Genomic DNA, 23,678 nt, shown 5'->3' on the forward strand with positions numbered 1-23,678 from the left:
AGTGGACCAGGAAGCCACCGCAGTACAGAACTTGACGGCACCTCGGGCGGGCAGGCGCCGCACCGCCGTCCGGATCGGCGTGCCGGTGGCGATTGCCGCCGTCGTCGCCACCGGCATCGGCCTGGTGCCCGCACTGGCCAGCGACGAGTCGCCGAACCTGCCGGCCATCAGCGCCCAGGATCTGATCGCCAAGGCCCTCTCCGCGAACACCGACACCTTCAGCGGAACCGTCCGGGTCAACGCCGACCTGGGCCTGCCCACCGCGCTGACCGACCTCGCCTCCGGCTCCGGCCCGCTCGGCGAGATGGCCCGCGGCGCCGGCGCCAAGACCGGCAGCGCCGACCCGCAGATGAAGGCCGTCGAACTGCTCGGCGGCTCGCACACCCTGTCCGTCGTCTCCGACGGCCCGGACCGCCAGCGGCTCACCCTGTCCGGCCAGAAGTCCGGCTACGAGCTGGTCCACAACGGCGACCAGGTGTGGGCCTACGACCGCAGCTCCCAGCAGGCCCTGCACCTGACCGGCGCGGGCACCGACGGCCACCGCCCGGACGGGAAGGAGGGGATCGGCTCCATCACCCCGCAGGACATCGCCAAGCAGCTCCTCGAACACTCCTCCGCCACCACCTCAGTGACGGTGGACGGCACCGAGCGGGTCGCCGGGCACGCCGCGTACAAGCTCAGCATCAAGCCCAAGCAGGCCGGCTCCACCGTCGCCGAGATCCGGGTCTCCATCGACGCCGAGAAGGGCCTGCCGCTGGCCGTGCAGCTGCGCACGGTGGACGGCGCCACCGCGTTCGACGTGCGCTTCGGCACGCTGTCCTACGCCAAGCCGGACGCCAAGACCTTCGAGTTCAGCGTGCCCAAGGGCGCCAAGGTGGTCGAGCAGTCCGCGAAGGAGCACGCCGCCAACCCGATGCCGTCCGTCCCCGGCCTGCCCTCGCTGCCGACCGGCGGCGCCGACGGGGCGAAGGCGGGCGTCATCGGCGAGGGCTGGACGGCCATCGCCCGCGGCGAGGCCGGCGCGGACGCCGCGAAGGGCATCGCCAAGTTCGCCGGCCGCGAGGTCAAGGGCGGCACCCTGGTGTCCACCCGCGTCGTCAACGCCCTGATCACCAAGGACGGCAAGATCTACATGGGCGCCGTCACCCCGGAGACCCTGGAGCAGGCCGCGGCCTCCGGCAAGTAACCACGATCGGTGCGCGGGGCCCCGGGATCACCTCCCGGGGCCCCGCGTCGTCAGTTGGAGACCGCCGCCTCCGCGGGCGCCGCGACCGCGACCGGCCGCCGCTCCGCCCGCACCCGGCGCAGCGCGTCCACGCTCAGCACCACCAGCGCCACCCACACCAGCCCGAAGCCCGCCCAGCGGGCCGGCGACATCGACTCGTGGAAGACCGTCACCCCGATCAGGAACTGGAACACCGGCGCCAGGTACTGCAACAGCCCCAGCGTGGTCAGCGGCACCCGCAGCGCGGCCGCGCCGAAGCACATCAGCGGCACCGCCGTGATCACCCCGCTGGCCATCAGCAGCGCGGTGTGGCCCCAGCCGTAGTGCCCCAGGCTGCCCTCGCCGCGCACCCCCAGGTACACCAGCACCCCCAGCGCGAACGGGAACATCACCGCGCTCTCCACCGCCAGGCTCTCCGGCCCGCCCAGCGCGACCTTCTTCTTCATCAGCCCGTACGTGGCGAACGACAGCGCCAGCGTCAGCGCGATCCACGGCAGCCGCCCGTACGCCACCGTCAGCACCGCCACCGCGGCCACACCGACCCCGACCGCCGCCCACTGTGCGGTGCGCAGCCGCTCACGCAGCACCAGCACGCCGAACGCGATCGTCACCAGCGGATTGATGAAGTACCCGAGGCTGGTCTCCACCACATGCCCCGCGTTCACGGCCCAGATGTACACGCCCCAGTTCACCGAGACCGTGGCCGCCGCCACCGCCAGCAGTGCGAGCCTGCGCGGCTGCCGCAGCAGCGGGCGTATCCACCCCCAGCGCCGGCGTACGAGCAGCATCACCGCCACCGCCACCAGCGACCACACCATCCGGTTCGCCAGAATGTCCACCGCCCCGGCCGGCTCCAGCAGCGGCCAGAACAGCGGGAACAACCCCCACATCCCGTACGCCGCAAAGCCGTTCCAGAGCCCGACCCTGGCCTCCCGCCCGCTCTCCGCCATGGCCCGCCCTTCACCCGCGCACGAAACGTCCTACGAAAGGTAGCGGCACGCGGGTGAAGGTGTCATCCCCAAACGGCACTTTTGCTGCTGACGGGGTGGTGTTTCCGGCCCCTCAGCCAGTCACCGTCCAGGTACTGGATCCCGCCAGCAGACCGGCCAGCTCCCCCCGCCCCTTCTGCTCCTCCGCCAACGCCAGCTGGTCCGCCATCTGCGTGTCGTACACCGGCCGCTTCACGTCCCGCAGCACCCCGATCGGCGTGTGGTGCAGCATGTCCGCATCCGTCAGCCGGGTGAGCGCGAACGCCGTCGTGGGGCTACCGGCATGCGCGTCGTGCACGAGGGCCTCCCCCTCGGCCCGCGGCGCGATCCGGAGCTCCCCGTCCGCCCCGCGCACCACGTGCCGGTCCGCACCGACCAGCACCGGCTGCCCGTGCTCCAGCCGAATCAGCGCCTCGTCCCGGGTGCCGGGCTCCTTCAGGAGCTCGAACGCTCCGTCGTTGAAGATGTTGCAGTTCTGGTAGATCTCCACCAGCGCGGTGCCCTCGTGCTGCGCCGCCGCCCGCAGTACCGACTGAAGGTGCTGCCGGTCCGAGTCGATCGTCCGCGCCACAAAACTCGCCTCCGCGCCGATGGCCAGCGACAGCGGGTTGAAGGGCGCGTCCAGCGAACCCATCGGCGTGGACTTGGTGATCTTCCCGACCTCACTGGTCGGCGAGTACTGACCCTTGGTCAGTCCGTAGATCCGGTTGTTGAACAGCAGGATCTTCAGATTGACGTTCCGGCGCAGCGCGTGGATCAGGTGGTTGCCGCCGATCGACAGCGCGTCGCCGTCGCCCGTCACCACCCACACCGACAGGTCCGGGCGGGACGCGGCCAGGCCGGTGGCGATCGCCGGGGCGCGGCCGTGGATCGAGTGCATGCCGTACGTGTTCATGTAGTACGGGAAGCGCGAGGAGCAGCCGATGCCGGAGACGAAGACGGTGTTCTCCCGGCGGATGCCGAGCTCCGGCATGAAGGACTGGACGGCGGCCAGGATCGCGTAGTCGCCGCAGCCGGGGCACCAGCGCACTTCCTGGTCGGTCTTGAAGTCCTTCGCGGACTGCGGGCCGTCGGCCTTCGGGACGAGCCGCAGGGCGGGGAAGTCGGTCATCGGGTCGCCTCCGCGTCGAGCGTGCCGATCGCCGCGTGCAGCACGTCGGCGAGTTGGGCGGCCTTGAACGGCAGGCCGCGCACCTGGTTGTAGGACTGCGCGTCCACGAGGTACTTCGCGCGCAGCAGCAGGGCGAGCTGCCCGAGGTTCATCTCGGGAACGATCACCCGCTCGTACCGGCGCAGCACCGTGCCGAGGTTGGCCGGGAACGGGTTGAGGTGGCGCAGGTGGGCCTGGGCGACCTGGCCGCCGTCGGCCCGGACCCGGCGCACCGCGGCGGTGATCGGGCCGTAGGTGGAGCCCCAGCCGAGCACCAGGACCCGGGCCTCGCCGCTCGGGTCGTCGACCTCGACGTCCGGCACCTCGATGCCGTCCACCTTGGCCTGCCGGGTGCGGACCATGAAGTCGTGGTTGGCCGGGTCGTAGGAGATGTTGCCGGTGCCGTCCTGCTTCTCGATGCCGCCGATCCGGTGCTCCAGGCCGGGGGTGCCGGGCACCGCCCAGGGGCGGGCGAGGGTGTGCGGGTCGCGCTGGTAGGGGCGGAAGGTGCCGTCGGGGCCGTTCGGCTCGGTGGCGAACTCCACGCGCAGGTCCGGCAGTTCGTCGATCTCCGGGATCTTCCACGGCTCGGAGCCGTTGGCCAGGTAGCCGTCGGAGAGCAGGAACACCGGGGTGCGGTAGGTGAGCGCGATCCGGGCGGCGTCGAGCGCGGCGTCGAAGCACTCGGCGGGCGTCGCGGGGGCGACGATCGGCACCGGGGCCTCGCCGTTGCGGCCGAACATCGCCTGCAGCAGGTCCGCCTGCTCGGTCTTGGTCGGCAGGCCGGTGGACGGGCCGCCGCGCTGGATGTCGACCACCAGCAGCGGCAGTTCCAGCGACACCGCCAGACCGATGGTCTCCGACTTCAGCGCCACGCCCGGGCCGGAGGTGGTGGTCACGCCCAGCGCGCCGCCGAACGCCGCGCCGAGCGCCGCGCCGATACCGGCGATCTCGTCCTCGGCCTGGAAGGTCCGCACGCCGAAGTTCTTGTGCTTCGACAGCTCGTGCAGGATGTCCGAGGCCGGGGTGATCGGGTACGAGCCGAGGAACACCGGCAGCCCGGACCGCTCCCCCGCCGCGACCAGGCCGTACGACAGCGCCAGGTTCCCCGAGATGTTCCGGTACGTGCCGGCCGGCAGCTTGGCCGGCGGGACCTCGTAGGAGACCGCGAAGTCCTCGGTGGTCTCGCCGAAGTTCCAGCCCGCCCGGAACGCGGCCACGTTCGCCTCGGCGATCTGCGGCTTCTTCGCGAACTTCTGCCGCAGGAACAGCTCGGTGCCGTGGGTCGGCCGGTGGTACATCCAGGACAGCAGGCCCAGCGCGAACATGTTCTTCGCCCGCTCGGCGTCCTTGCGCGCCAGGCCGCTGTCCTTCAGCGCCTCCAGCGTCAGCGTGGTCAGCGGCACTGGGTGCAGCCGGAACGACTCCAGCGAACCGTCCGCCAGCGGGTCCTTGTCGTAGCCGACCTTCGCCAGCGCCCGCTTGGTGAACTCGTCCGTGTTGACGATGATCTCGGCGCCGGCCGGCAGGTCCGGCAGGTTCGCCTTCAGCGCCGCCGGGTTCATCGCCACCAGCACGTCGGGGGCGTCGCCGGGCGTCAGGATGTCGTGGTCCGCGAAGTGCAGCTGGAAGCTCGACACACCCGGCAGGGTGCCTGCGGGGGCACGGATCTCCGCCGGGAAGTTCGGCAGCGTGGACAGGTCGTTGCCGAACGCCGCCGTCTCCGAGGTGAACCGGTCGCCGGTGAGCTGCATACCGTCGCCCGAGTCACCCGCGAACCGGATGATCACCCGGTCCAACCGCCGAATCGGCTTGGCCGCCCGCCCGGACCCGCCCTGCGGCCCCGACCGGGCCGAGGCCGGACCCGACCGGCGCTCGCCGCCCGGGCCGTCCACTGCCTCTGACTGATCGACCTGACTGGTCACTGCCGCGGACCTCCTCGAAGGGGAGCCAGCAGCGGGCGTGAGCCGTGTGCCCCGTCCGCCTGGCGCACCAAGGGAATCCTAAGCGGGCAGAGCACCGGTGGAAGGGAACTCGCGAAGACCGCCACCGCGGGTTGACGGGCCGGTCAGGACTCCAGATACGCCAGCACCGCGAGAACCCGCCGGTGATCCTCCTGGCTCGGACCCAAACGCAATTTCTGGAAGATGTTCGACACATGCTTCTCGACCGCACCGTCGGACACCACCAGTTGCTTGGCTATCGCCGCGTTGGTCCGGCCCTCCGCCATCAGCCCCAGCACCTCGCGCTCACGGGGCGTCAGGTTCGCCAGCGTGTCCACCTGCCGGCTGCGGCTCAGCAACTGCTGCACCACCTCCGGGTCCAGCGCCGTACCGCCCTCCGCGACCCGGGTCACCGCATCCACGAACTCCCGCACCTCGGCGACCCGGTCCTTCAGCAGGTACCCCACCCCGCGGGTCGAACCCGCCAGCAGCTCACCCGCGTACTGCTCCTCCACGTGCTGCGACAGCACCAGCACACCCAGCTGCGGGTGCCGCTTGCGCAACTCCACACACGCCCGCACCCCCTCATCGGTGTGCGTCGGCGGCATCCGCACATCCGCCACCACCACATCCGGCAACGAGCCCTCCCCGTGCAGGCCGTCCACCGCCCGCAACAGCGCCTCCCCGTCACCGACCCCCGCCACGACCTCCATCCCCCGGTCCGTCAGCAACCGCGTCAGCCCCTCCCGGAGCAGCACGGAATCCTCGGCGATCACCACACGCAACATGAGACGAACCCTAGCGGGCGCAAAGGCCGGCGGGCGCGAAAGCTGGCGGGTGCGAATCCAGGGGCGCGTGGGGGTACCTCCCGGCCCGCCAGGGCTGGGGGAGAACTGCGCGACAAGCGCCGACGCAACGGTCAGGTCGCGTCCACATGCAAGCCATTGTCCCGCGTCGCGATCTTGCGGTGGGGCGCCTCCCGCTTCGGAGCCGCTACATCGTGCGGATGGCCACCGTGTCGCACAGATCCTGCAACGCCGCCTTCGCCGGCCCGTCCGGCAGCGGGCCCAGCAGCGCCCGTGCCTCCTCGGCGTAGCGCAGCGTCTCGCGGCGGGCCCGCTCCAGCGCCGGGTGCCGGCGCAGCAGGCGCAGCGCTTCCGCGTGGGCGGCGTCGTCGGACGCCAGATCGGTGTCGAGGAGCTCGCGCAGCCGGACGTCCTCGGGGTCGGCCGGGTCTACGGGCATCTGACGCAGCAGCAGGACCGGCAGCGTGGGGACGCCTTCGCGCAGGTCGGTGCCGGGGGTCTTGCCGGACTCGTCGCCGTCGCTGGCGATGTCGAGGACGTCGTCGGCGAGCTGGAACGCCGTGCCGATCCGCTCGCCGTACTGGGTGAGCAGGTCGACGATCCACGGTTCGGCGCCGGCCATCAGCGCGCCGAAGCGGCAGGAGACGGCGATCAGCGAGCCGGTCTTGCCGGACAGCACGTCCAGGTAGTGGCTCAGCGGGTCGTCCTCGGGGCTCGGCCCGACGGTCTCCAGGATCTGGCCGGTGACCAGCCGTTCGAACGCGTCGGCCTGGACCCGGACGGCGTCGGGGCCGAGGCCGGAGAGCACCTGGGAGGCGCGGGAGAACAGGAAGTCGCCGGTGAGGATGGCGACCGAGTTGTCCCAGCGGCTGTTGGCGCTGGGCGCGCCGCGCCGCACGGGGGCCTCGTCCATCACGTCGTCGTGGTACAGCGTCGCGAGGTGGGTCAGTTCGACCACCACCGCGGACGGCACCACCCCGGGCGCGCCGGGGTCGCCGAACTGGGCGGCGAGCATCACCAGCAGCGGCCTGAACCGCTTCCCCCCGGCCTCGATGAGGTGGCTGGCGGTCACCGTGATGAAGGGCACGTCGCACTTGACGGCCTCGATCAGGGCGGCCTCCACGGCCTCCATCCCGGCCTGGACGTCGCGGGTCAGATCGCGGTCCTGCACGCTCAGCCCGAAGGGCCCCACGACGGTCACGCTGACCACTCCTGTCCCTGGTCGATCCAGCGGGCCGGTCCCTCAGCGCCGCCGATGCACATACAAGGCAGCGTATCCGGTCCCGAGTGGATCACTGCACGGGCATGGGCCCTTCCGCCGCTGGTGGCGGGGCCGGGGCGGTGCCGGGCGCAGGGAGCGCAGGTCAGCGCGGAACGATCCGGGTGAGGTCGAGTTCGACCGGGAACGGCACGGCGGTGATCAACTTGCCGTGGTGCACAGCCACTCCCGGCGCGGGGGCGTACACCCCGGTCTCCTCGTCCAGGTGGAACTCGTAGACCACGGGGTCGCCGTCCTCGCCGCGCTCGACCCGCCAGAAGAACGGGATCCCCGCCTCGGCGTACATTCCGGGCTTACGGAAGCGGTCGTCGCTGCGCGAACCGTGGGAGACCACCTCGACGGCCAGCGCGACGGCCGAAACGGGGACGCACTCCAGGGTGAAGAAGTCGAGCCCGCGGCGGTCGAAGACGATCGCGTCGGGCTTGGGCACGTTGTAGGGGTCGACCATGACGCAGCGTTCGGAATTGGCTTCGTACGGATCGTGCCGAGCGAGCTCGAGTGCCACGTACAGCTTGTCCCGCACGGAATCGTGCCACTGCTTGGTCATACCGCGGACCACGATCGCCCCATCCACCAGCTCGAACTCGAAGGGCAGATCGAGGTCCTTGACCTGGTCGTAGGTCCAGCCTCCCGAGGGCGGGGACGTCCAGTCGATCGGTTCGGCAGTCATGGTCACCTCCTGTGCCCAGTTTATGAGCCGACCCTATGGCGGCCAATGGCTGCCGAATCGGTTCACCGTCGCGTCGTTCACCCTCCGAACAGCAGTCCGGCCCCCGCCGGGTGGTGGCGGGGGCCGGATCGCGAAGCGGAAGGTCAGCGGATGAAGACCGAGGCCTTGGTGGCCAGGTCGAGGAAGTACTGCGGGAGCAGGCCCAGGCCCAGGGTGACCAGGACGCCGAAGGCGATGGTGGTGGCGGTGAGGGCGCTGGGGACGGCGACCGCGGGGCCGGAGGGCTGGGGGTCGGAGAAGAACATCAGGACGATGACGCGGATGTAGAAGAAGGCGGCGATCGCGGAGGACAGCACACCGACGATGACCAGCGGGGTGGCTCCGCCACCCGCCGCGGCCTGGAAGACGGCGAACTTGCCGGTGAAGCCGGAGGTGAGCGGGATGCCCGCGAAGGCCAGCAGGAACAGGGCGAACACCGCGGCGAGCAGCGGCGAGCGGCGGCCCAGTCCGGCCCAGTGGGACAGGTGGGTGGCTTCGCCCTTGGAATCGCGCACCAGGGTGACCACGGCGAACGCGCCGAGGGTGACGAAGGAGTAGGCCAGCAGGTAGAAGAGGACGGCCGCGACGCCGCGCCGGTCGGTGGCGATCAGGCCGGTGAGGATGAAGCCGGCGTGCGCGACCGAGGAGTAGGCGAGCAGGCGCTTCACGTCCTGCTGGGTGACGGCCAGGATCGCGCCGACCACCATGGTGAGGATCGCCACGCCCCACAGGACGGGCCGCCAGTCCCAGCGGATGCCGGGGAAGGCGACGTAGAACAGCCGCAGTGTCGCGCCGAACGCGGCGGTCTTGGTGGCGGCGGCCATGAACCCGGTGACGGGGGTGGGCGCGCCCTGGTAGACGTCCGGCGTCCAGGAGTGGAACGGCACCGCGCCGACCTTGAACAGCAGGCCGACGGCGAGCATGGCCAGGCCGATCAGCAGCAGCGCGTCGTTCCGGGTGGTGACGGCGAGTGCGGGGGTGACGGGGGCGACGCCGGAGACCACGTCGGCGATCTCGCCGAGCCGGAGGGTGCCCGCGTAGCCGTACAGCAGGGCGGTGCCGAACAGGAAGAACGCGGAGGCGAAGGCGCCGAGCAGGAAGTACTTGACGGCGGCCTCCTGCGAGAGCAGGCGGCGGCGCCGGGCGATCGCGCACATCAAGTACAGCGGCAGGGACAGCACTTCGAGTGCCACGAACATGGTCAGCAGGTCGTTGGAGGCGGGGAAGAGCAGCATGCCGCCGACCGCGAACAGGGTGAGCGGGTAGATCTCGGTGGTCCGCAGGCCCTCGCGGGTGGCCTCGCGTTCCTGCTCGCCGCCGGGGACGGCGGCGGCCTGCGCGGTGAACGCGTCGATCCGGTGGCCGTTGATGCGTGGCTCCAGGCGGCCCTCGGCGTAGGTGAGGACGGCGAGGACGGCGGTCAGCAGGATGACGCCCTGCAGGAACAGCGCGGGGCCGTCGATGGCGACCGAGCCCATCGCCAACAGCCCGGCCCTGGTGGAGGCGTGGCCCTGGGCGGCGAGCACCACCACGGCGACGAACCCGCCGACCAGGCCGACCAGGGAGATGCCCAGCTGGGCGGAGGCGCGCAGCCGGCGCGGCAGGAACGCCTCGGCCAGGACGCCGGCCAGGGCGGCGCCGAACACCACGAGCATCGGCGAGAGTTGGCCGTACTCGATGTGCGGGGCGGGGATGCTCGGACTGTTGCCGCCGGCGGCGGCCAGCGCGTGGGTGGCGATCACTTCTGCTCACCTCCGTTGGTGGCGGCCACCGGGTGGGCGGGCGCGGGATCGATCCGGTGGACCTGGCTGAGGGTGTCGTTGACGGCCGGGTTCACCATCCTGGTGAGCGGCTGCGGGTAGACGCCGAGCAGCAGGGTGAGGGCCACCAGCGGGGCGACGACGGCGAGTTCACGGGCCTTCAGGTCGGGCATGCCCTGCACGGAGTCCTTCACCGGGCCGGTCATGGTGCGCTGGTACAGCATCAACGCGTACAGCGCGGCCAGCACGATGCCGAAGGTGGCGATGATGCCGATCACCGGGTAGCGGGTGAACGTGCCGACCAGGACCAGGAATTCACTGACGAACGGGGCCATCCCGGGCAGTGACAGGGTGGCGAGTCCGCCGATCAGGAACGTCCCGGCCAGCACGGGGGCGACCTTCTGCACGCCGCCGTAGTCGGCGATCAGGCGCGAGCCGCGGCGGGAGATCAGGAAGCCCGCGACCAGCATCCACGCGGCGGTGGAGATGCCGTGGTTGACCATGTAGAGGGTGGCGCCGGACTGACCCTGGCTGGTCATCGCGAAGATGCCCATGATGATGAACCCGAAGTGCGAGATGGACGCGTAGGCGACCAGCCGCTTGATGTCCTTCTGTGCGATCGCGACCAGCGCGCCGTAGACGATGCCGATCAGCGACAGCACCAGGATCGCCGGGGCGAAGGTCTTCGAGGCGTCCGGGAACAGGCCGAGGCAGAACCGGAGCATCGCGAAGGTGCCGACCTTGTCGACAACTGCCGTGATCAGCACGGCGGTTCCGGCGGTGGACTCCCCCATCGCGTTCGGCAGCCAGGTGTGCAGCGGCCACATCGGGGCCTTCACCGCGAAGGCGAAGAAGAAGCCGAGGAACAGCGCGCGCTGCGCGGTCGGGTCGATCACCAGCTTGCCGGAGGAGATCGCGTCGGTCAGCGCGGGCAGGCTGAACGTCGCCAGACCCTGGTCCGCGGCCACCACGTACAGGCCGATCACGGCGGCCAGCATGACCAGCCCGCCGAGCAGGTTGTACAGCAGGAACTTGACTGCCGCGTAGGAACGTTGGCGGGCCGACTCCGGTCCGCCGGCCCGGTCGCCGAAGCCGCCGATCAGGAAGTACATCGGGATCAGCATGGCTTCGAAGAACACGTAGAACACGAACACGTCGGTGGCCAGGAAGGACACCAGCACCATCGCCTCGACGGCGAGGATCAGGGCGAAGAAGCCCTGGGTGCGGCGCTTGGACTCGAAGGAGCCCTCGGGCGCCGCCGGGTCCGCGTCGTGCCAGCCGGCCAGCATCACCAGCGGCACCAGCACGGCGGTGAGCAGGGCCAGCACGGTGCCGATGCCGTCCGCGCCGAGCGAGAAGTTGATCCCGAAGGACCTGATCCAGCTGTAGGACTCGGTCAACTGGTAACGGGGGCCGTCGGGTTCGAAGGAGGCGGCGACCGCGATCGCCAGGCCCAGGGTGGCCGCCGAGACGGCGAGCGCGACGGCCTTGGTGGTGCGCCGCCGGGACTCGCTGGTGCCGGCCGGGAGGGCAGCGGTGAGCACTGCTCCGGCGGCCGGGACGGCACAGGTGGCGGAGAGGAGGTAGCTCATCAGACCGACCTCATCAGGAGAGTGGAGGCGACCAGCACCAGCGTGCCGCCGAACATGGAGAGCGCGTACGTCCGGACGTATCCGGTCTGGATCCGGCGCAGCCGGCCGGACAGGCCGCCGATGGCGGCGGCCAGGCCGTTGACGAAGCCGTCCAGGCCCCTGCTGTCGAACCAGACCAGGGTGGCGGCGAGCGCCGAGCCGGGCCGGACCAGGACGGCGTGGTTGAAGTCGTCCTGCAGCAGGTCACGGCGGGCGGCCCGGGTGAGCAGCGAGCCGACCGGCGGCTGCACCGGGACGGGGCTGCGGCCGTACATCAGCCAGGCCAGGCCGACGCCGGCCAGCATGCACACGGTGGTGAGCGCGGTGACGACGATCGGCGCGAGCGGGGAGTGGCCCTCCTCGTGGCCGGTGACGGGCTCCAGCCAGTGCAGGAAGGAGCTGCCGAAGGCGAACAGTCCGCCGGCGAACACCGAGCCGAAGGCCAGCACGGTCATCGGGATGGTCATGGTCTTCGGCGACTCGTGCGGGTGCGGCTCGTTGCCGTCCGCGTCGGGCTGCCAGCGCTTCTCGCCGAAGAAGGTCAGCACCATCACCCGGGTCATGTAGAACGCGGTGACGGCCGCGCCGGTCAGGGCGCACAGGCCGAGGATCCAGCCCTCGGTGCCGCCCTTCGCGAACGCCGCCTCGATGATCTTGTCCTTGGAGAAGAAGCCGGACAGACCGGGGAAGCCGATGATCGCCAGGTAGCCGAGGCCGAAGGTGGCGAAGGTGACCGGCATGTACTTCCGCAGGCCGCCGTAGTGCCGCATGTTCACCTCGTCGTTCATGCCGTGCATGACCGACCCGGCGCCGAGGAACAGCCCGGCCTTGAAGAAGCCGTGGGTGACCAGGTGCATGATCGCGAAGGCGTAGCCGATCGGGCCGAGGCCGGCCGCCATGATCATGTAGCCGATCTGCGACATGGTCGAGCCGGCCAGCGCCTTCTTGATGTCGTCCTTCGCGCAACCGACGATCGCACCGAACAGCAGCGTCACCGCGCCGACCACCACGACGACCAGCTGCGCGTCGGGGGCCAGGTCGAAGATCGCCGCGGAGCGGGTGATCAGGTAGACGCCGGCGGTGACCATGGTGGCGGCGTGGATCAGCGCGGAGACCGGGGTCGGACCCTCCATCGCGTCGCCCAGCCAGGACTGCAGCGGCACCTGGGCGGACTTGCCGCAGGCGGCGAGCAGCAGCATCAGCGCGATCGCGGTGAGCTTGCCCTGGCTCGCCTCGTCCGCCGCGCCGAACACCGGGCCGAAGGTGAACGAGCCGAACTCCGCGAACATCAGCATGATCGCGATGGACAGGCCCATGTCGCCGACCCGGTTGACGATGAACGCCTTCTTGGCGGCCGTCGCGGCGCTCGGCTTGTGCTGCCAGAACCCGATCAGCAGGTACGACGCGAGACCCACGCCCTCCCAACCGAGGTACAGCAGAAGGTAGTTGTCGGCCAGCACCAGGATCAGCATGGCGGCCAGGAACAGGTTCAGGTAGCCGAAGAACCGGCGGCGGCGCTCGTCGTGCGCCATGTAACCCACCGAGTACAGGTGGATCAGGCTGCCGACGCCGGTGATCAACAGCACGAAGGTGATGGACAGTTGGTCGAGCTGGAAGGCGATGTCGGCCCGGAAGCCGTCCACCGGGATCCAGGTGTACAGCCGCTCGATCACGGCCCGGTGCGCGGTGTCGCGGCCGAGCATGTCCGCGAACAGGGCGAGGCCGAAGGCGAAGGACAGCGCCGCGAGTGCGGTCGCGATCCAGTGCCCGAACCGGTCCAGGGCCCGTCCGCCGAGCAGCAGCAGGGCAGCGCCGGCCAGCGGCGCCGCGACCAGCAGCGGAATGAGAGAGTTCACTGAAGGGCCCTCCGCCTACAGCTTCATCAGGTTGCTGTCGTCGACCGAAGCGGAGTGCCTGGTCCGGAAGATGGCGATGATGATGGCGAGGCCGACCACGACCTCGGCCGCCGCGACCACCATGGTGAAGAACGCGAGGATCTGGCCGTCCAGGTTGCCGTGCAGCCGGGAGAAGGTGACCAGCGCCAGGTTCGAGGCGTTCAGCATCAGCTCCACGCACATGAACAGCACGATCGCGTTGCGCCGGATCAGCACGCCGGAGGCGCCGATGGTGAACAGCAGCGCGGCGAGGTACAGGTAGTTGACCGGGTTCACTCCGCCTCCTCCTTGGTCGGGGTCGGCACGGTCTCCAGCGCCTGGCGGGGTCCGGTGACCTTCGGACGGGCGGAGGACGGCCGGCCGAGCCAGTCGGCGGTGCTCTCCTCCAGCTCGGCCATCCGCTCCAGCATCTCCTGGCTGACGTCGCGGATCTGGCCGCGCTCGCGCAGGGTGCCCATCACCGAGTCCTCGGCGACGGTGCCGTCGGGCAGCAGCGCCGGGACGTCCACCGCGTTGTGCCGGGCGTACACGCCGGGGGCGGGCAGCGGCGGCACCTGGATGTTGTCCTTGACGCGCTGCGCGGCGAGTTGACGCTGCGTCAGGCGCTCGCGGATCCGCTCGCGGTGGGTCAGCACCATCGCGCCGATCGCCGCGGTGATCAGCAGCGCGCCCGTCACCTCGAACGCCCAGACGTACTTGGTGAAGATCAGCTTCGCCAGGCCCTGCACGTTGCCCTCGGCGTTCGCCTCGGACAGGCCGGTGAAGTGCGACAGCTTCGCGTTCGCCAGGCCGGCGATCAGCAGCACGCCGAAGCCCACGCCGCACAGCACGGCGGCGATCCGCTGGCCCTTCAGCTGCTCCTTCAACGAGTCCGCCGAGGAGACGCCGACCAGCATCACCACGAACAGGAACAGCATCATGATCGCGCCGGTGTACACCACGATCTGCACCACGCCCAGGAACACCGCGCCCTGCGCCAGGTAGCAGACCGCCAGCGACAGCATGGTGGCGGCCAGGCAGAGCGCCGAATGCACCGCCTTCTTCATCAGCAGCATGCCGAGCGCCCCGCCGACCGCGATCACGGCCAGCACCCAGAACTGCACGGCCTCGCCGGTGGAGGTCATGACTGCGCCTCCTTGTCGCGCGCGTGCTTCTCCTGCTGCACGGTGCCCGGCGCGGCGCCGGTGATCTCGCCCCGGTAGTAGGCGCCCTCGTCGGCGCCGGGGTAGATCGCGTGCGGCGAGTCGACCATGCCCTCGGTCAGCCCGACCAGCAGCTGCTCCTTGGTGAAGATCAGGTCCTGCCGGGTGGAGTCGGCGAGCTCGTACTCGTTGGTCATGGTGAGCGCCCGGGTCGGGCAGGCCTCGATGCACAGCCCGCACAGGATGCAGCGGGCGTAGTTGATCTGGTAGACCGCGCCGTAGCGTTCGCCGGGCGAGTACCGCTCCTCGTCGCGGTTGTCGGCGCCCTCGACGTAGATCGCGTCGGCCGGGCAGGCCCAGGCGCACAGCTCGCAGCCGATGCACTTCTCCAGGCCGTCCGGGTGCCGGTTCAGCTGGTGGCGGCCGTGGAAGCGTGGAGCGGTGGGCTTCTTGTACTCCGGGTACTGCTCGGTGAGCCGCTTCTTGAACATGGCCTTGAAGGTCACGCCGAAGCCGGCGGCCGGCCCGAGGACCGACTTCTCCGAGGATTCGTCAGACATGGTGGGGCTCAGCTCCCTTCGGAATGGTCGGCCCCGTTGAGGGCGTCCTGGAGTTGCGGGTTCCGGCGACGGCGGCGCGGGACGGGCGGCAGTTCCTGACCGGGCAGCGGCGGCACCGGGTAGCCGCCGGCCATCGGGTCGAACGCCTCGGGCGGGGCGGCGGCGGGCGGCTCCGCGGGCTTCCTCCGGACCACGTCCGCCACCAGCGCGATCAGCAGGATCGCCGCCAGCGGGGCGCCCACGTACAGCAGCACCTTGGTGAAGTCGTAGCCCTCGTTGCGCAGCGCCCGCACCGCGGACACCATCACCAGCCACACCAGGGAGACCGGGATCAGCACCTTCCAGCCGAGCCTCATGAACTGGTCGTAGCGCAGCCGGGGCAGCGTGCCGCGCAGCCAGATGAAGAAGAACAGCAGCAGCTGGATCTTCAGCACGATCCACAGCATCGGCCACCAGCCGTGGTTGGCGCCCTCCCAGAAGGTGGAGATCGGCCACGGGGCCCGCCAGCCGCCGAGGAACAGCGTCGAGGCGACCGCCGAGACGGTGACCATGTTGACGTACTCGGCCAGCATGAACATCGCGAACTTCAGCGAGGAGTACTCGGTGTTGAAGCCGCCGACCAGCTCGCCCTCGGCCTCCGGGAGGTCGAACGGGGCGCGGTTGGTCTCGCCGACCATGGCGATGATGTAGACGATGAAGGACACCGGCAGCAGCACCGCGAACCAGGTCGGCTGCTGCGAGGAGACGATCTCCGAGGTCGACATCGAGCCCGAGTAGATGAACACCGCCGCGAACGACAGGCCCATCGCGATCTCGTAGCTGATCATCTGGGCGGACGAGCGGATACCGCCGAGCAGCGGGTACGTCGAGCCGGACGACCAGCCCGCCAGCACGATGCCGTAGATGCCCACCGAGGCGGTGGCCAGGATGTACAGCAGCGCGATCGGCAGGTCGGTGAGCTGGAGCGGGGTGCGGGTGCCGAAGATCGACACCTCGTTGCCGGCCGGGCCGAACGGGATCACCGCGAACGCCATGAACGCGGGGATCGCCGCGACGATCGGCGCCAGCAGGTAGACCGCCTTGTCGGCGCCCTTGACCACCAGGTCTTCCTTCAGCGCCAGCTTCACACCGTCGGCCAGCGACTGGAGCAGCCCCCACGGCCCGTGCCGGTTGGGGCCGATCCGCAGCTGCATCCAGGCGACGACCTTGCGCTCCCAGACGATCGCGATCAGCACCGTCAGCACCAGGAAGGCGAAGCAGAACACCGCCTTCAGCAGCACCAGCCACCACGGGTCGCGGCCGAAGTAGCCGAGGGTGTCGTACGCGGCAGCGACCATCCTGGGCTGCTCCGCGGCAAGACTCAGCATGATTCCTCCGCCGGGGCGATGGTGACCAGGTGGCCGAGCGTGGTGCCGAGCGTGCGGTGCACGCCGCCGCCGGGCGTCGAGTTGAGCGGCAGCCAGACCGTGCGGTCCGGCATCGCGTCGGTGACCTCCAGCGGCAGGGTCAGCGACCCGGCCGGGCCGGAGACCCGCAGCAGCGCGCCAGTGGCGCCGATCTCGGCGGCCGTGGCGGCGGACAGCCGGGCCACCACCGGGTGCCGGGTGCCGGCCAGGTGCTCGTCGCCGTCCTGCAGCGAGCCGTTGTCGAGCAGCATCCGGTGCCCGGCCAGCACGGCCTGCCCGGTGACGGGGCGGGGCAGCGCGGCGGGGTGCGCGGCGGGCTCGGCCGGGCGGTCGCCCTGCCAGGGGGCGAAACGGTCCAGCTCCAGCCGGGCCGCCCGGACGTCGGGCAGGCCGATCGGCCGCTCCAGCGCGTCCGCGACCATCGACAGCACCCGGACGTCCGCGTGCAGGTGCCGGCCCATCAGCTGGTCGGGCTTGATGGCCGGTTCGAACATCCGCACCCGGCCCTCCCAGTCCAGGAAGGTGCCGGCCTTCTCGGCGACGGCGGCGACCGGCAGCACCACATCGGCGTGCGCCGTCACGGCGGACGGGCGCAGCTCCAGCGAGAGCACGAACTCCGCGCGCTCCAGGGCCTGTTCGGCGAGCGCCGGATCCGGCAGGTCGTCCAGGCCGACGCCGCCGATCACCAGCGCGTCCAGCTCGCCCTCGGCGGCGGCGGCCAGGATCCGGCCGGTGTCCCGGCCGGGGGCGGCGGGCAGCTCGTCGACGCCCCAGTGCGCGGCGGCCTCGGCGCGGGCGGCGGGCACCTCGACGGCCCGGCCGCCGGGCAGCAGCCCGGGCAGGACGCCCGACTCGACCGCGCCGCGCTCGCCGGCCCGGCGCGGCACCCAGGCGAGCTTCGCCCCGGTGGTGTGCGCCAGGCGCAGCGCGGCGGTCAGGCCGCCGGCGGTCTGGGCGAGCCGTTCGCCGACCAGGATCACCGCGCCCGGGGAGCGCAGCGCGTCGGCGCAGCGTCCCGCGTCGTCGGCGAGCACCTCGTCGCCCGCGAGCGCGCCGAGCCACTCGGCCTCGGTGCCGGGGGCGGCGGGCAGCAGCGCGCCGTGCAGCTTGGCGAGGCCGCGGCTGGCGTGCGAGGCGATCGAGAACACCCGCAGCCCGCTCGCCCGGTTGGCCTTGCGCAGCCGCAGGAAGACGATCGGCACCTCCTCCTCGGCCTCGAGTCCGGCCAGCAGCACGGCCGGTGCGGCCTCCAGCTCGCGGTACGTCACGCCGCCGCCGTCCACGTCCGTGCCGTGCCCGGCGACGACCGCGGCCAGGAACTCGGCCTCCTCGCCGCTGTGCGGGCGGGCCCGGAAGTCGACGTCGTTGGTGCCGAGCGCGAGCCGCGCGAACTTGCCCCAGCCGTAGGCGTCCTCGACGGTGACCCGGCCACCGGCCAGCGCCGCGGCCCGCTTGCCGCGCAGCCCCTCGGCGGCCTTGGCGAGCGCCTCCGGCCAGGACACGGCGACGAGTTCGCCGTCCTGGCGGACCATCGGCGAGGTGAAACGGTCCCGCTGCTGGGCGTAGCGGAACGCGAACCGGCCCTTGTCGCAGTCCCACTCCTCGTTGACCTCCGGCTCGTTGCCGGCCAGCCGCCGCAGCACCTTGCCGCGCCGGTGGTCGGTGCGCTGCCCGCAGCCCGCCGAGCAGTGCTCGCACACGGACGGGGAGGACACCAGGTCGAACGGGCGGGAGCGGAACCGGTAGGCGGCGGAGGTGAGCGCGCCGACCGGGCAGATCTGGATGGTGTTGCCGGAGAAGTACGAGTCCAGCGGCTGGTCCACGCCGGTGCCGACCTGCTGGAGCGCGCCGCGCTCGACCAGGTCGATGAACGGGTCACCGGCGATCTGCTGCGAGAACCGGGTGCAGCGCGCGCACAGCACGCACCGCTCCCGGTCCAGCAGCACCTGGGTGGAGAGCGGGATCGGCTTCTCGTACGTCCGCTTGACCCCCTCGAACCGGGACTCCGCGTCGCCGGTGGACATCGCCTGGTTCTGCAGCGGGCACTCGCCGCCCTTGTCGCAGACCGGGCAGTCCAGCGGGTGGTTGATCAGCAGCAGTTCCATCACGCCGCGCTGCGCCTTCTCGGCGACCGGCGAGGACAGCTGGGTGCGCACCACCATGCCCTCGGCGACCGGGATGGTGCAGGAGGCGACCGGCTTGCGCTGCCCCTCGACCTCCACGATGCACTGGCGGCACGCCCCGGCGGGGTCGAGCAGCGGGTGGTCGCAGAAGCGCGGGATCTGGGTGCCGATCTGCTCGGCGGCGCGGATCACCAACGTGCCCTTGGGGACGCTGACTTCGACGCCGTCGATGGTGAGCGTGACCAGCTCGGTCCGGGTGGACGAAGGCTCTGTGACCGTCACGCGTGCACCTCCCTCTCGGTGGCGGACTCGTGGACGGAGGCCTGGTCGGCCCAGACGGTGGAGGCCGCCGGGTCGAACGGGCAGCGGTGCTCGTTGATGTGCTGCTCGTACTCGGCGCGGAAGTGCTGCAGCGAGGAGACGATCGGGCTGGCGGCGCCGTCGCCCAGCGCGCAGAAGGACTTGCCGTTGATGTTGTCGGCGATGTCCAGCAGCTTCTCCAGGTCGCCGGGCACGCCCTGGCCGGCCTCGATCCGCTTCAGCAGCTGGACCAGCCAGTAGGTGCCCTCCCGGCAGGGGGTGCACTTGCCGCAGGACTCGTGGGCGTAGAACTCGGTCCACCGGGTGACCGCCCGCACCACGCAGGTGGTCTCGTCGAACACCTGCAGGGCCTTGGTGCCGAGCATCGAGCCGGCCGCGCCGACGCCCTCGTAGTCGAGCGGGACGTCGAGGTGCTCGTCGGTGAACATCGGGGTGGACGAGCCGCCCGGCGTCCAGAACTTGAGCCGGTGCCCGGACCGGACGCCGCCGGACATCTCCAGCAGCTGGCGGAGCGTGATGCCGAGCGGGGCCTCGTACTGGCCGGGGTTGGTGACGTGCCCGGACAGCGAGTACAGCGTGAAGCCGGGCGACTTCTCGGTGCCCAGCGACTTGAACCAGTCCTTGCCGCGGGCCAGGATCGGCGGCACCGAGGCGATCGACTCGACGTTGTTGACCACCGTCGGGCAGGCGTACAGGCCGGCGATCGCCGGGAACGGCGGGCGCAGCCGGGGCTGGCCGCGGCGGCCCTCCAGCGAGTCCAGCAGCGCGGTCTCCTCGCCGCAGATGTACGCGCCGGCGCCCGCGTGCACGGTGATGTCCAGGTCGATGCCCTCGCCGAGGGCGTCCTTGCCGAGGAACCCGGCCCGGTACGCCTCGGCGACGGCGGCGTGGAGGCGGCGCAGCACCGGAACGACCTCGCCACGCAGGTAGATGAAGGCGTGGTTGCAGCGGATCGCGTACGAGGCGATCGCCATGCCCTCGATCAGTGCGTGCGGGTTGGCGAACAGCAGCGGAATGTCCTTGCAGGTGCCCGGCTCGGACTCGTCGGCGTTGACCACCAGGTAGTGCGGTTTGCCGTCGTTCTGCGGGATGAACTGCCACTTCATGCCGGTGGGGAAGCCGGCGCCGCCGCGGCCGCGCAGGCCGGAGTCCTTGACCAGGGCGATCACGTCGTCCGGGGCCATCGCCAGGGCGGCCCGCAGGCCGTCGTAGCCGCCGTGCCGGCGGTAGGTTTCGAGCGTCCAGGGGCGGTGGTCGTCCCAGGACGCGGAGAGGACGGGGGAGAGCAGCTTCTCGGCCGGCTCGGCGGAGGTCATCACGCTTCCGTCCCTTCGTGCCGGGGGGAGACCACCTTGGCGCCCGGGGTGCCGGGCAGTGCCTCGCCCTTGGCCAGCCGCAGGCCGGCCAGCGAGGGCGCGCCGCCGGCGCCGGACTCGTCGACCGCGCCCTCGCGTTCGTCGGCGAAGCCGGCCAGGATCCGGGAGGTCTCCTTGAACGAACAGAGCTTCGCGCCGCGGGTCGGCCGGACTTCCTCGCCCGCGCGCAGCCGGTCCACCAACTCCCGTGCGGATTCCGGGGTTTGGTTGTCGAAGAACTCCCAGTTCACCATCACCACGGGCGCGTAGTCGCAGGCCGCGTTGCACTCGATCCGCTCGATCGAGATCGCGCCGTCCTCGGTGGTGCGGTTGTTCTCGATCTCCAGGTGCTGCTTCAGCTCGTCGAAGATCTGGTCGCCGCCGAGCACCGCGCACAGCGTGTTGGTGCACACCCCGACGTGGTACTCGCCGGCCGGGCGGCGCCGGTACATGGTGTAGAAGGTGGCGACCGCGGTGACCTCGGCGGTGGTGAGGTCCAACTGCTCGGCGCAGAACCGGATTCCGGTCGCCGAGACGTAGCCCTCCTCGGCCTGCACCAGGTGCAGCAGCGGCAGCAGCGCGGAGCGGGAGTGCGGGTAACGGGCGATCAGTTCGGCGGCGTCGGCGGCCAGCCGCTGCTCCACCTCCGGCGGGTAGGGCTTGGCCGGCAGCGCCGGCAGTCCGAGTTCTGTGCTGCTCACCGGTCCACGCCTCCCATCACCGGGTCGATCCCGGCCACTGCCACGATCACGTCGGCCACCTGGCCGCCCTCGCACATCGCCGCCATCGTCTGCAGGTTGGTGAACGACGGGTCGCGGAAGTGCACCCGGTAGGGCCGGGTGCCGCCGTCGCTGACCACGTGCACCCCGAGCTCGCCCTTGGGCGACTCCACGGCCGCGTACGCCTGGCCGACCGGCACCTTGAAGCCCTCGGTGACCAGCTTGAAGTGGTGGATCAGGGCCTCCATCGAGGTGCCCATGATCTTCCGGATGTGGTCCAGCGAGTTGCCCATGCCGTCGGGGCCGACGGCGAGTTGGGCGGGCCAGGCGATCTTCTTGTCGGCGACCATCACCGGTCCGGGCTTCAGCCGGTCCAGGCACTGCTCGACGATCCGCAGCGACTGCTTCATCTCCTCCAGGCGGATGACGAACCGCCCGTAGGAGTCGCAGCTGTCGGCCGTCGCGACGTCGAACTCGTAGTTCTCGTACCCGCAGTACGGGTCGGTCTTGCGCAGGTCGTGCGGCAGCCCGGTGGAGCGCAGGACCGGGCCGGTGGCGCCGAGCGCCAGGCAGCCGGGCAGGTCGAGGAAGCCGACGTCGACCAGGCGGGCCTTGAACACCGGGTTGTCGGTGGCGAGTTTGTCGTACTCGTGCATCCGGGAGCGGAGCAGCTTGACGCCTTCGCGGATCTTGTCGACCGCGCCGGGCGGCAGGTCCTGGGCCAGCCCGCCGGGGCGGACGTAGGCGTGGTTCATCCGCAGGCCGGTGACCAGCTCGAAGATGTCCAGGACGACCTCGCGGTCGCGGAAGCCGTAGATCATCAGGGTGGTGGAGCCGATCTCCATACCGCCGGTGGCGAGCGCCACCAGGTGCGAGGAGATCCGATTCAGCTCCATCATCAACACCCGGATCACGGACGCCCGTTCGGGGATGTCGGCGGTGATCCCGAGGAGCTTCTCCACGGCCAGGCAGTAGGCGGTCTCGTTGTACAGCGGAGTGAGGTAGTCCATCCGCGTCACGAACGTGGTGCCCTGCACCCAGTTGCGGAACTCCATGTTCTTCTCGATGCCGGTGTGCAGGTAACCGATGCCGCAGCGGGCCTCGGTGACCGTCTCACCGTCGATCTCCAGGATCAGCCGCAGCACACCGTGGGTGGACGGGTGCTGCGGGCCCATGTTGACGATGATCCGCTCGTCGTCGGCGCCCGCGACGGCCTCGGCGACCTCGCCCCAGTCGCCACCGGTGACGGTGAACACCCGTCCTTCGGTGGTCTCCCTGGAGCCCGCTTCGTAGTGTGTGCTGCTCATCAGGTGTACGACCTCCGCTGGTCGGGCGCCGGGATCTGGGCGCCCTTGTACTCGACGGGAATGCCTCCGAGCGGGTAGTCCTTGCGCTGCGGGTGCCCCAGCCAGTCGTCCGGCATCATGATCCGGGTGAGCGCCGGGTGGCCCTCGAAGACCAGGCCGAAGAAGTCGTAGGTCTCCCGCTCGTGCCAGTCGTTGGTCGGGTAGACGCTCACCACCGAGGGGATCCGCGGGTCCGCGTCGGGCGCGGTCACCTCGATCCGGATCAGCCGGCCGTGGGTGATCGAACGCAGGTGGTAGACCGCGTGCAGCTCCCGGCCCACCTCGCTCGGGTAGTGCACACCGCTGACGCCCAGGCACAGTTCGAACCGCAGCGCCGGGTCGTCGCGCAGGATCCGCACCGCCTTCAGCAGGTGCTCGCGGGCGACGTGGAAGGTCAGTTCGCCGCGGTCCACGACGGTCTTCTCGATCACCTCGTCCACGTCGAGGCCCTGCTCCTCCAGCGCGCCCTCGAACTCGTCCGCCACCTCGTCGAAGTAGCCTCCGTACGGGCGCTCGCTCGGGCCGGGCAGCACGATCGGGGCGTTCAGCCCGCCGAAACCCGAGGTGTCGCCGGTGCCGTGCGCACCGAACATCCCCTGCCGGGTGCCGACCACCTCGACCGGGATCTCCCGCCTGGTCGCCGGAACCTCGGCCTTCTCGTTCTCGGCCTTCTCGTTCTCGGCCTTGCCCTGCTCGCTCATCGCAGCAGCCCCCGCATCTCACTGGTCGGGGTGGCCTGCAGCGCGAGGCGCTCGGCCTCCTCCTCGGCCCGGCGGCGGTTCACGCCGAGCTTCTCGTGCTGGATCTTGTCGTGCAGCTTGAGGATCGCGTCCAGCAGCATCTCCGGGCGGGGCGGGCAGCCCGGCAGGTAGATGTCCACGGGGACGATGTGATCGACGCCCTGGACGATCGCGTAGTTGTTGAACATGCCGCCGGAGGAGGCGCACACGCCCATCGAGATGACCCACTTGGGGTTCGGCATCTGGTCGTACACCTGGCGCAGCACCGGGGCCATCTTCTGGCTGACCCGGCCGGCCACGATCATCAGGTCGGCCTGCCGCGGCGAACCGCGGAACACCTCCATGCCGAACCGGGCCAGGTCGTAACGGCCCGCGCCGGTGGTCATCATCTCGATCGCGCAGCAGGCGAGCCCGAAGGTGGCCGGGAAGACCGAAGCCTTCCGCACCCAGCCCGCGGCGGCCTCCACGCTGGTGAGCAGAAAGCCGCTCGGCAGCTTCTCCTCGATACCCATCAGTTCCCTCTCAATGCCTTCGAGTCCGGTGGCTTGTCCGCCAGTTCACAAGCGACGCAGCACAAAC

At 70.8% G+C, this 23,678-nt stretch carries 20 protein-coding genes; 1 reads left to right on the top strand and 19 read right to left on the bottom strand.

Features of this window, described 5'->3' with window-relative positions; genetic code table 11:
• Window position 1: 1 nt before the first annotated feature.
• Window positions 2-1,186: a LolA family protein gene (locus ACZ6R9_RS09530; RefSeq protein WP_465537469.1), complete on the top strand. Its 1,185-nt coding sequence runs from the start codon at window positions 2-4 to the stop codon at window positions 1,184-1,186.
• 50 nt (window positions 1,187-1,236) lie between these two features.
• On the opposite strand, the gene rarD is transcribed toward ACZ6R9_RS09530, so the two are convergent.
• The 19 genes from rarD to ACZ6R9_RS09625 all read right to left on the bottom strand — a co-directional run bounded on the left by rarD (window position 1,237) and on the right by ACZ6R9_RS09625 (window position 23,611).
• Complete coding sequence (rarD, locus tag ACZ6R9_RS09535; RefSeq protein WP_380479482.1) at window positions 1,237-2,175, bottom strand: EamA family transporter RarD; 939 nt, start codon at window positions 2,173-2,175, stop codon at window positions 1,237-1,239.
• 112 nt (window positions 2,176-2,287) lie between these two features.
• Complete coding sequence (locus ACZ6R9_RS09540; protein ID WP_380479479.1) at window positions 2,288-3,325, bottom strand: 2-oxoacid:ferredoxin oxidoreductase subunit beta; 1,038 nt, start codon at window positions 3,323-3,325, stop codon at window positions 2,288-2,290.
• Window positions 3,322-5,118: a 2-oxoacid:acceptor oxidoreductase subunit alpha gene (locus ACZ6R9_RS09545; RefSeq protein WP_465537704.1), complete on the bottom strand. Its 1,797-nt coding sequence runs from the start codon at window positions 5,116-5,118 to the stop codon at window positions 3,322-3,324. The genes ACZ6R9_RS09540 and ACZ6R9_RS09545 overlap by 4 nt, the downstream gene beginning before the upstream one ends.
• Before the next feature lie 314 nt (window positions 5,119-5,432).
• Window positions 5,433-6,092, bottom strand: coding sequence for a response regulator (locus ACZ6R9_RS09550; RefSeq protein ID WP_380479866.1), 660 nt, complete (start codon window positions 6,090-6,092; stop codon window positions 5,433-5,435).
• 208 nt (window positions 6,093-6,300) lie between these two features.
• On the bottom strand, window positions 6,301-7,314 hold the full coding sequence (locus ACZ6R9_RS09555) for a polyprenyl synthetase family protein (RefSeq protein WP_380479475.1): 1,014 nt from the start codon (window positions 7,312-7,314) through the stop codon (window positions 6,301-6,303).
• Window positions 7,315-7,477: 163 nt separating this feature from the next.
• Window positions 7,478-8,062, bottom strand: coding sequence for a Uma2 family endonuclease (locus ACZ6R9_RS09560; RefSeq protein ID WP_380479474.1), 585 nt, complete (start codon window positions 8,060-8,062; stop codon window positions 7,478-7,480).
• A 143-nt stretch (window positions 8,063-8,205) separates the two neighbouring features.
• Entirely contained in the window at window positions 8,206-9,843 is a 1,638-nt protein-coding gene (gene nuoN / locus ACZ6R9_RS09565; protein ID WP_380479471.1) for an NADH-quinone oxidoreductase subunit NuoN, read from the bottom strand.
• Entirely contained in the window at window positions 9,840-11,453 is a 1,614-nt protein-coding gene (locus tag ACZ6R9_RS09570; RefSeq protein ID WP_380479468.1) for an NADH-quinone oxidoreductase subunit M, read from the bottom strand. The genes nuoN and ACZ6R9_RS09570 overlap by 4 nt, the downstream gene beginning before the upstream one ends.
• The gene (gene nuoL / locus ACZ6R9_RS09575; protein ID WP_465537473.1) at window positions 11,453-13,348 is read right to left on the bottom strand and encodes an NADH-quinone oxidoreductase subunit L; all 1,896 of its coding nucleotides are present in this window, start codon (window positions 13,346-13,348) and stop codon (window positions 11,453-11,455) included. Before nuoL ends, ACZ6R9_RS09570 begins: the two co-directional genes overlap by 1 nt.
• Window positions 13,349-13,363: 15 nt before the next feature.
• A complete protein-coding gene (gene nuoK / locus ACZ6R9_RS09580; protein WP_380479464.1) occupies window positions 13,364-13,663 on the bottom strand; it encodes an NADH-quinone oxidoreductase subunit NuoK in 300 nt (99 codons plus the stop codon).
• Window positions 13,660-14,511, bottom strand: a complete 852-nt coding sequence (locus tag ACZ6R9_RS09585) for an NADH-quinone oxidoreductase subunit J (protein WP_380479462.1) — start codon at window positions 14,509-14,511, stop codon at window positions 13,660-13,662. The genes nuoK and ACZ6R9_RS09585 overlap by 4 nt, the downstream gene beginning before the upstream one ends.
• Window positions 14,508-15,089: an NADH-quinone oxidoreductase subunit NuoI gene (gene nuoI / locus ACZ6R9_RS09590; protein ID WP_380479460.1), complete on the bottom strand. Its 582-nt coding sequence runs from the start codon at window positions 15,087-15,089 to the stop codon at window positions 14,508-14,510. Before nuoI ends, ACZ6R9_RS09585 begins: the two co-directional genes overlap by 4 nt.
• Window positions 15,090-15,097: 8 nt before the next feature.
• Entirely contained in the window at window positions 15,098-16,456 is a 1,359-nt protein-coding gene (nuoH, locus tag ACZ6R9_RS09595) for an NADH-quinone oxidoreductase subunit NuoH (protein ID WP_380479458.1), read from the bottom strand.
• Entirely contained in the window at window positions 16,450-18,900 is a 2,451-nt protein-coding gene (locus ACZ6R9_RS09600) for an NADH-quinone oxidoreductase subunit G (RefSeq protein WP_465537476.1), read from the bottom strand. Before ACZ6R9_RS09600 ends, nuoH begins: the two co-directional genes overlap by 7 nt.
• Window positions 18,897-20,255: an NADH-quinone oxidoreductase subunit NuoF gene (gene nuoF, locus ACZ6R9_RS09605; protein WP_380479455.1), complete on the bottom strand. Its 1,359-nt coding sequence runs from the start codon at window positions 20,253-20,255 to the stop codon at window positions 18,897-18,899. The genes ACZ6R9_RS09600 and nuoF overlap by 4 nt, the downstream gene beginning before the upstream one ends.
• Window positions 20,255-20,995, bottom strand: a complete 741-nt coding sequence (gene nuoE / locus ACZ6R9_RS09610) for an NADH-quinone oxidoreductase subunit NuoE (protein ID WP_465537481.1) — start codon at window positions 20,993-20,995, stop codon at window positions 20,255-20,257. Before nuoE ends, nuoF begins: the two co-directional genes overlap by 1 nt.
• Window positions 20,992-22,320, bottom strand: a complete 1,329-nt coding sequence (locus ACZ6R9_RS09615; RefSeq protein ID WP_465537483.1) for an NADH-quinone oxidoreductase subunit D — start codon at window positions 22,318-22,320, stop codon at window positions 20,992-20,994. The genes nuoE and ACZ6R9_RS09615 overlap by 4 nt, the downstream gene beginning before the upstream one ends.
• Window positions 22,320-23,060, bottom strand: coding sequence for an NADH-quinone oxidoreductase subunit C (locus tag ACZ6R9_RS09620; RefSeq protein WP_465537485.1), 741 nt, complete (start codon window positions 23,058-23,060; stop codon window positions 22,320-22,322). The genes ACZ6R9_RS09615 and ACZ6R9_RS09620 overlap by 1 nt, the downstream gene beginning before the upstream one ends.
• On the bottom strand, window positions 23,057-23,611 hold the full coding sequence (locus ACZ6R9_RS09625) for a NuoB/complex I 20 kDa subunit family protein (protein ID WP_035865125.1): 555 nt from the start codon (window positions 23,609-23,611) through the stop codon (window positions 23,057-23,059). Before ACZ6R9_RS09625 ends, ACZ6R9_RS09620 begins: the two co-directional genes overlap by 4 nt.
• Window positions 23,612-23,678 lie beyond the last annotated feature (67 nt).

It is taken from the genome of Kitasatospora sp. NPDC048662 (assembly GCF_055587065.1).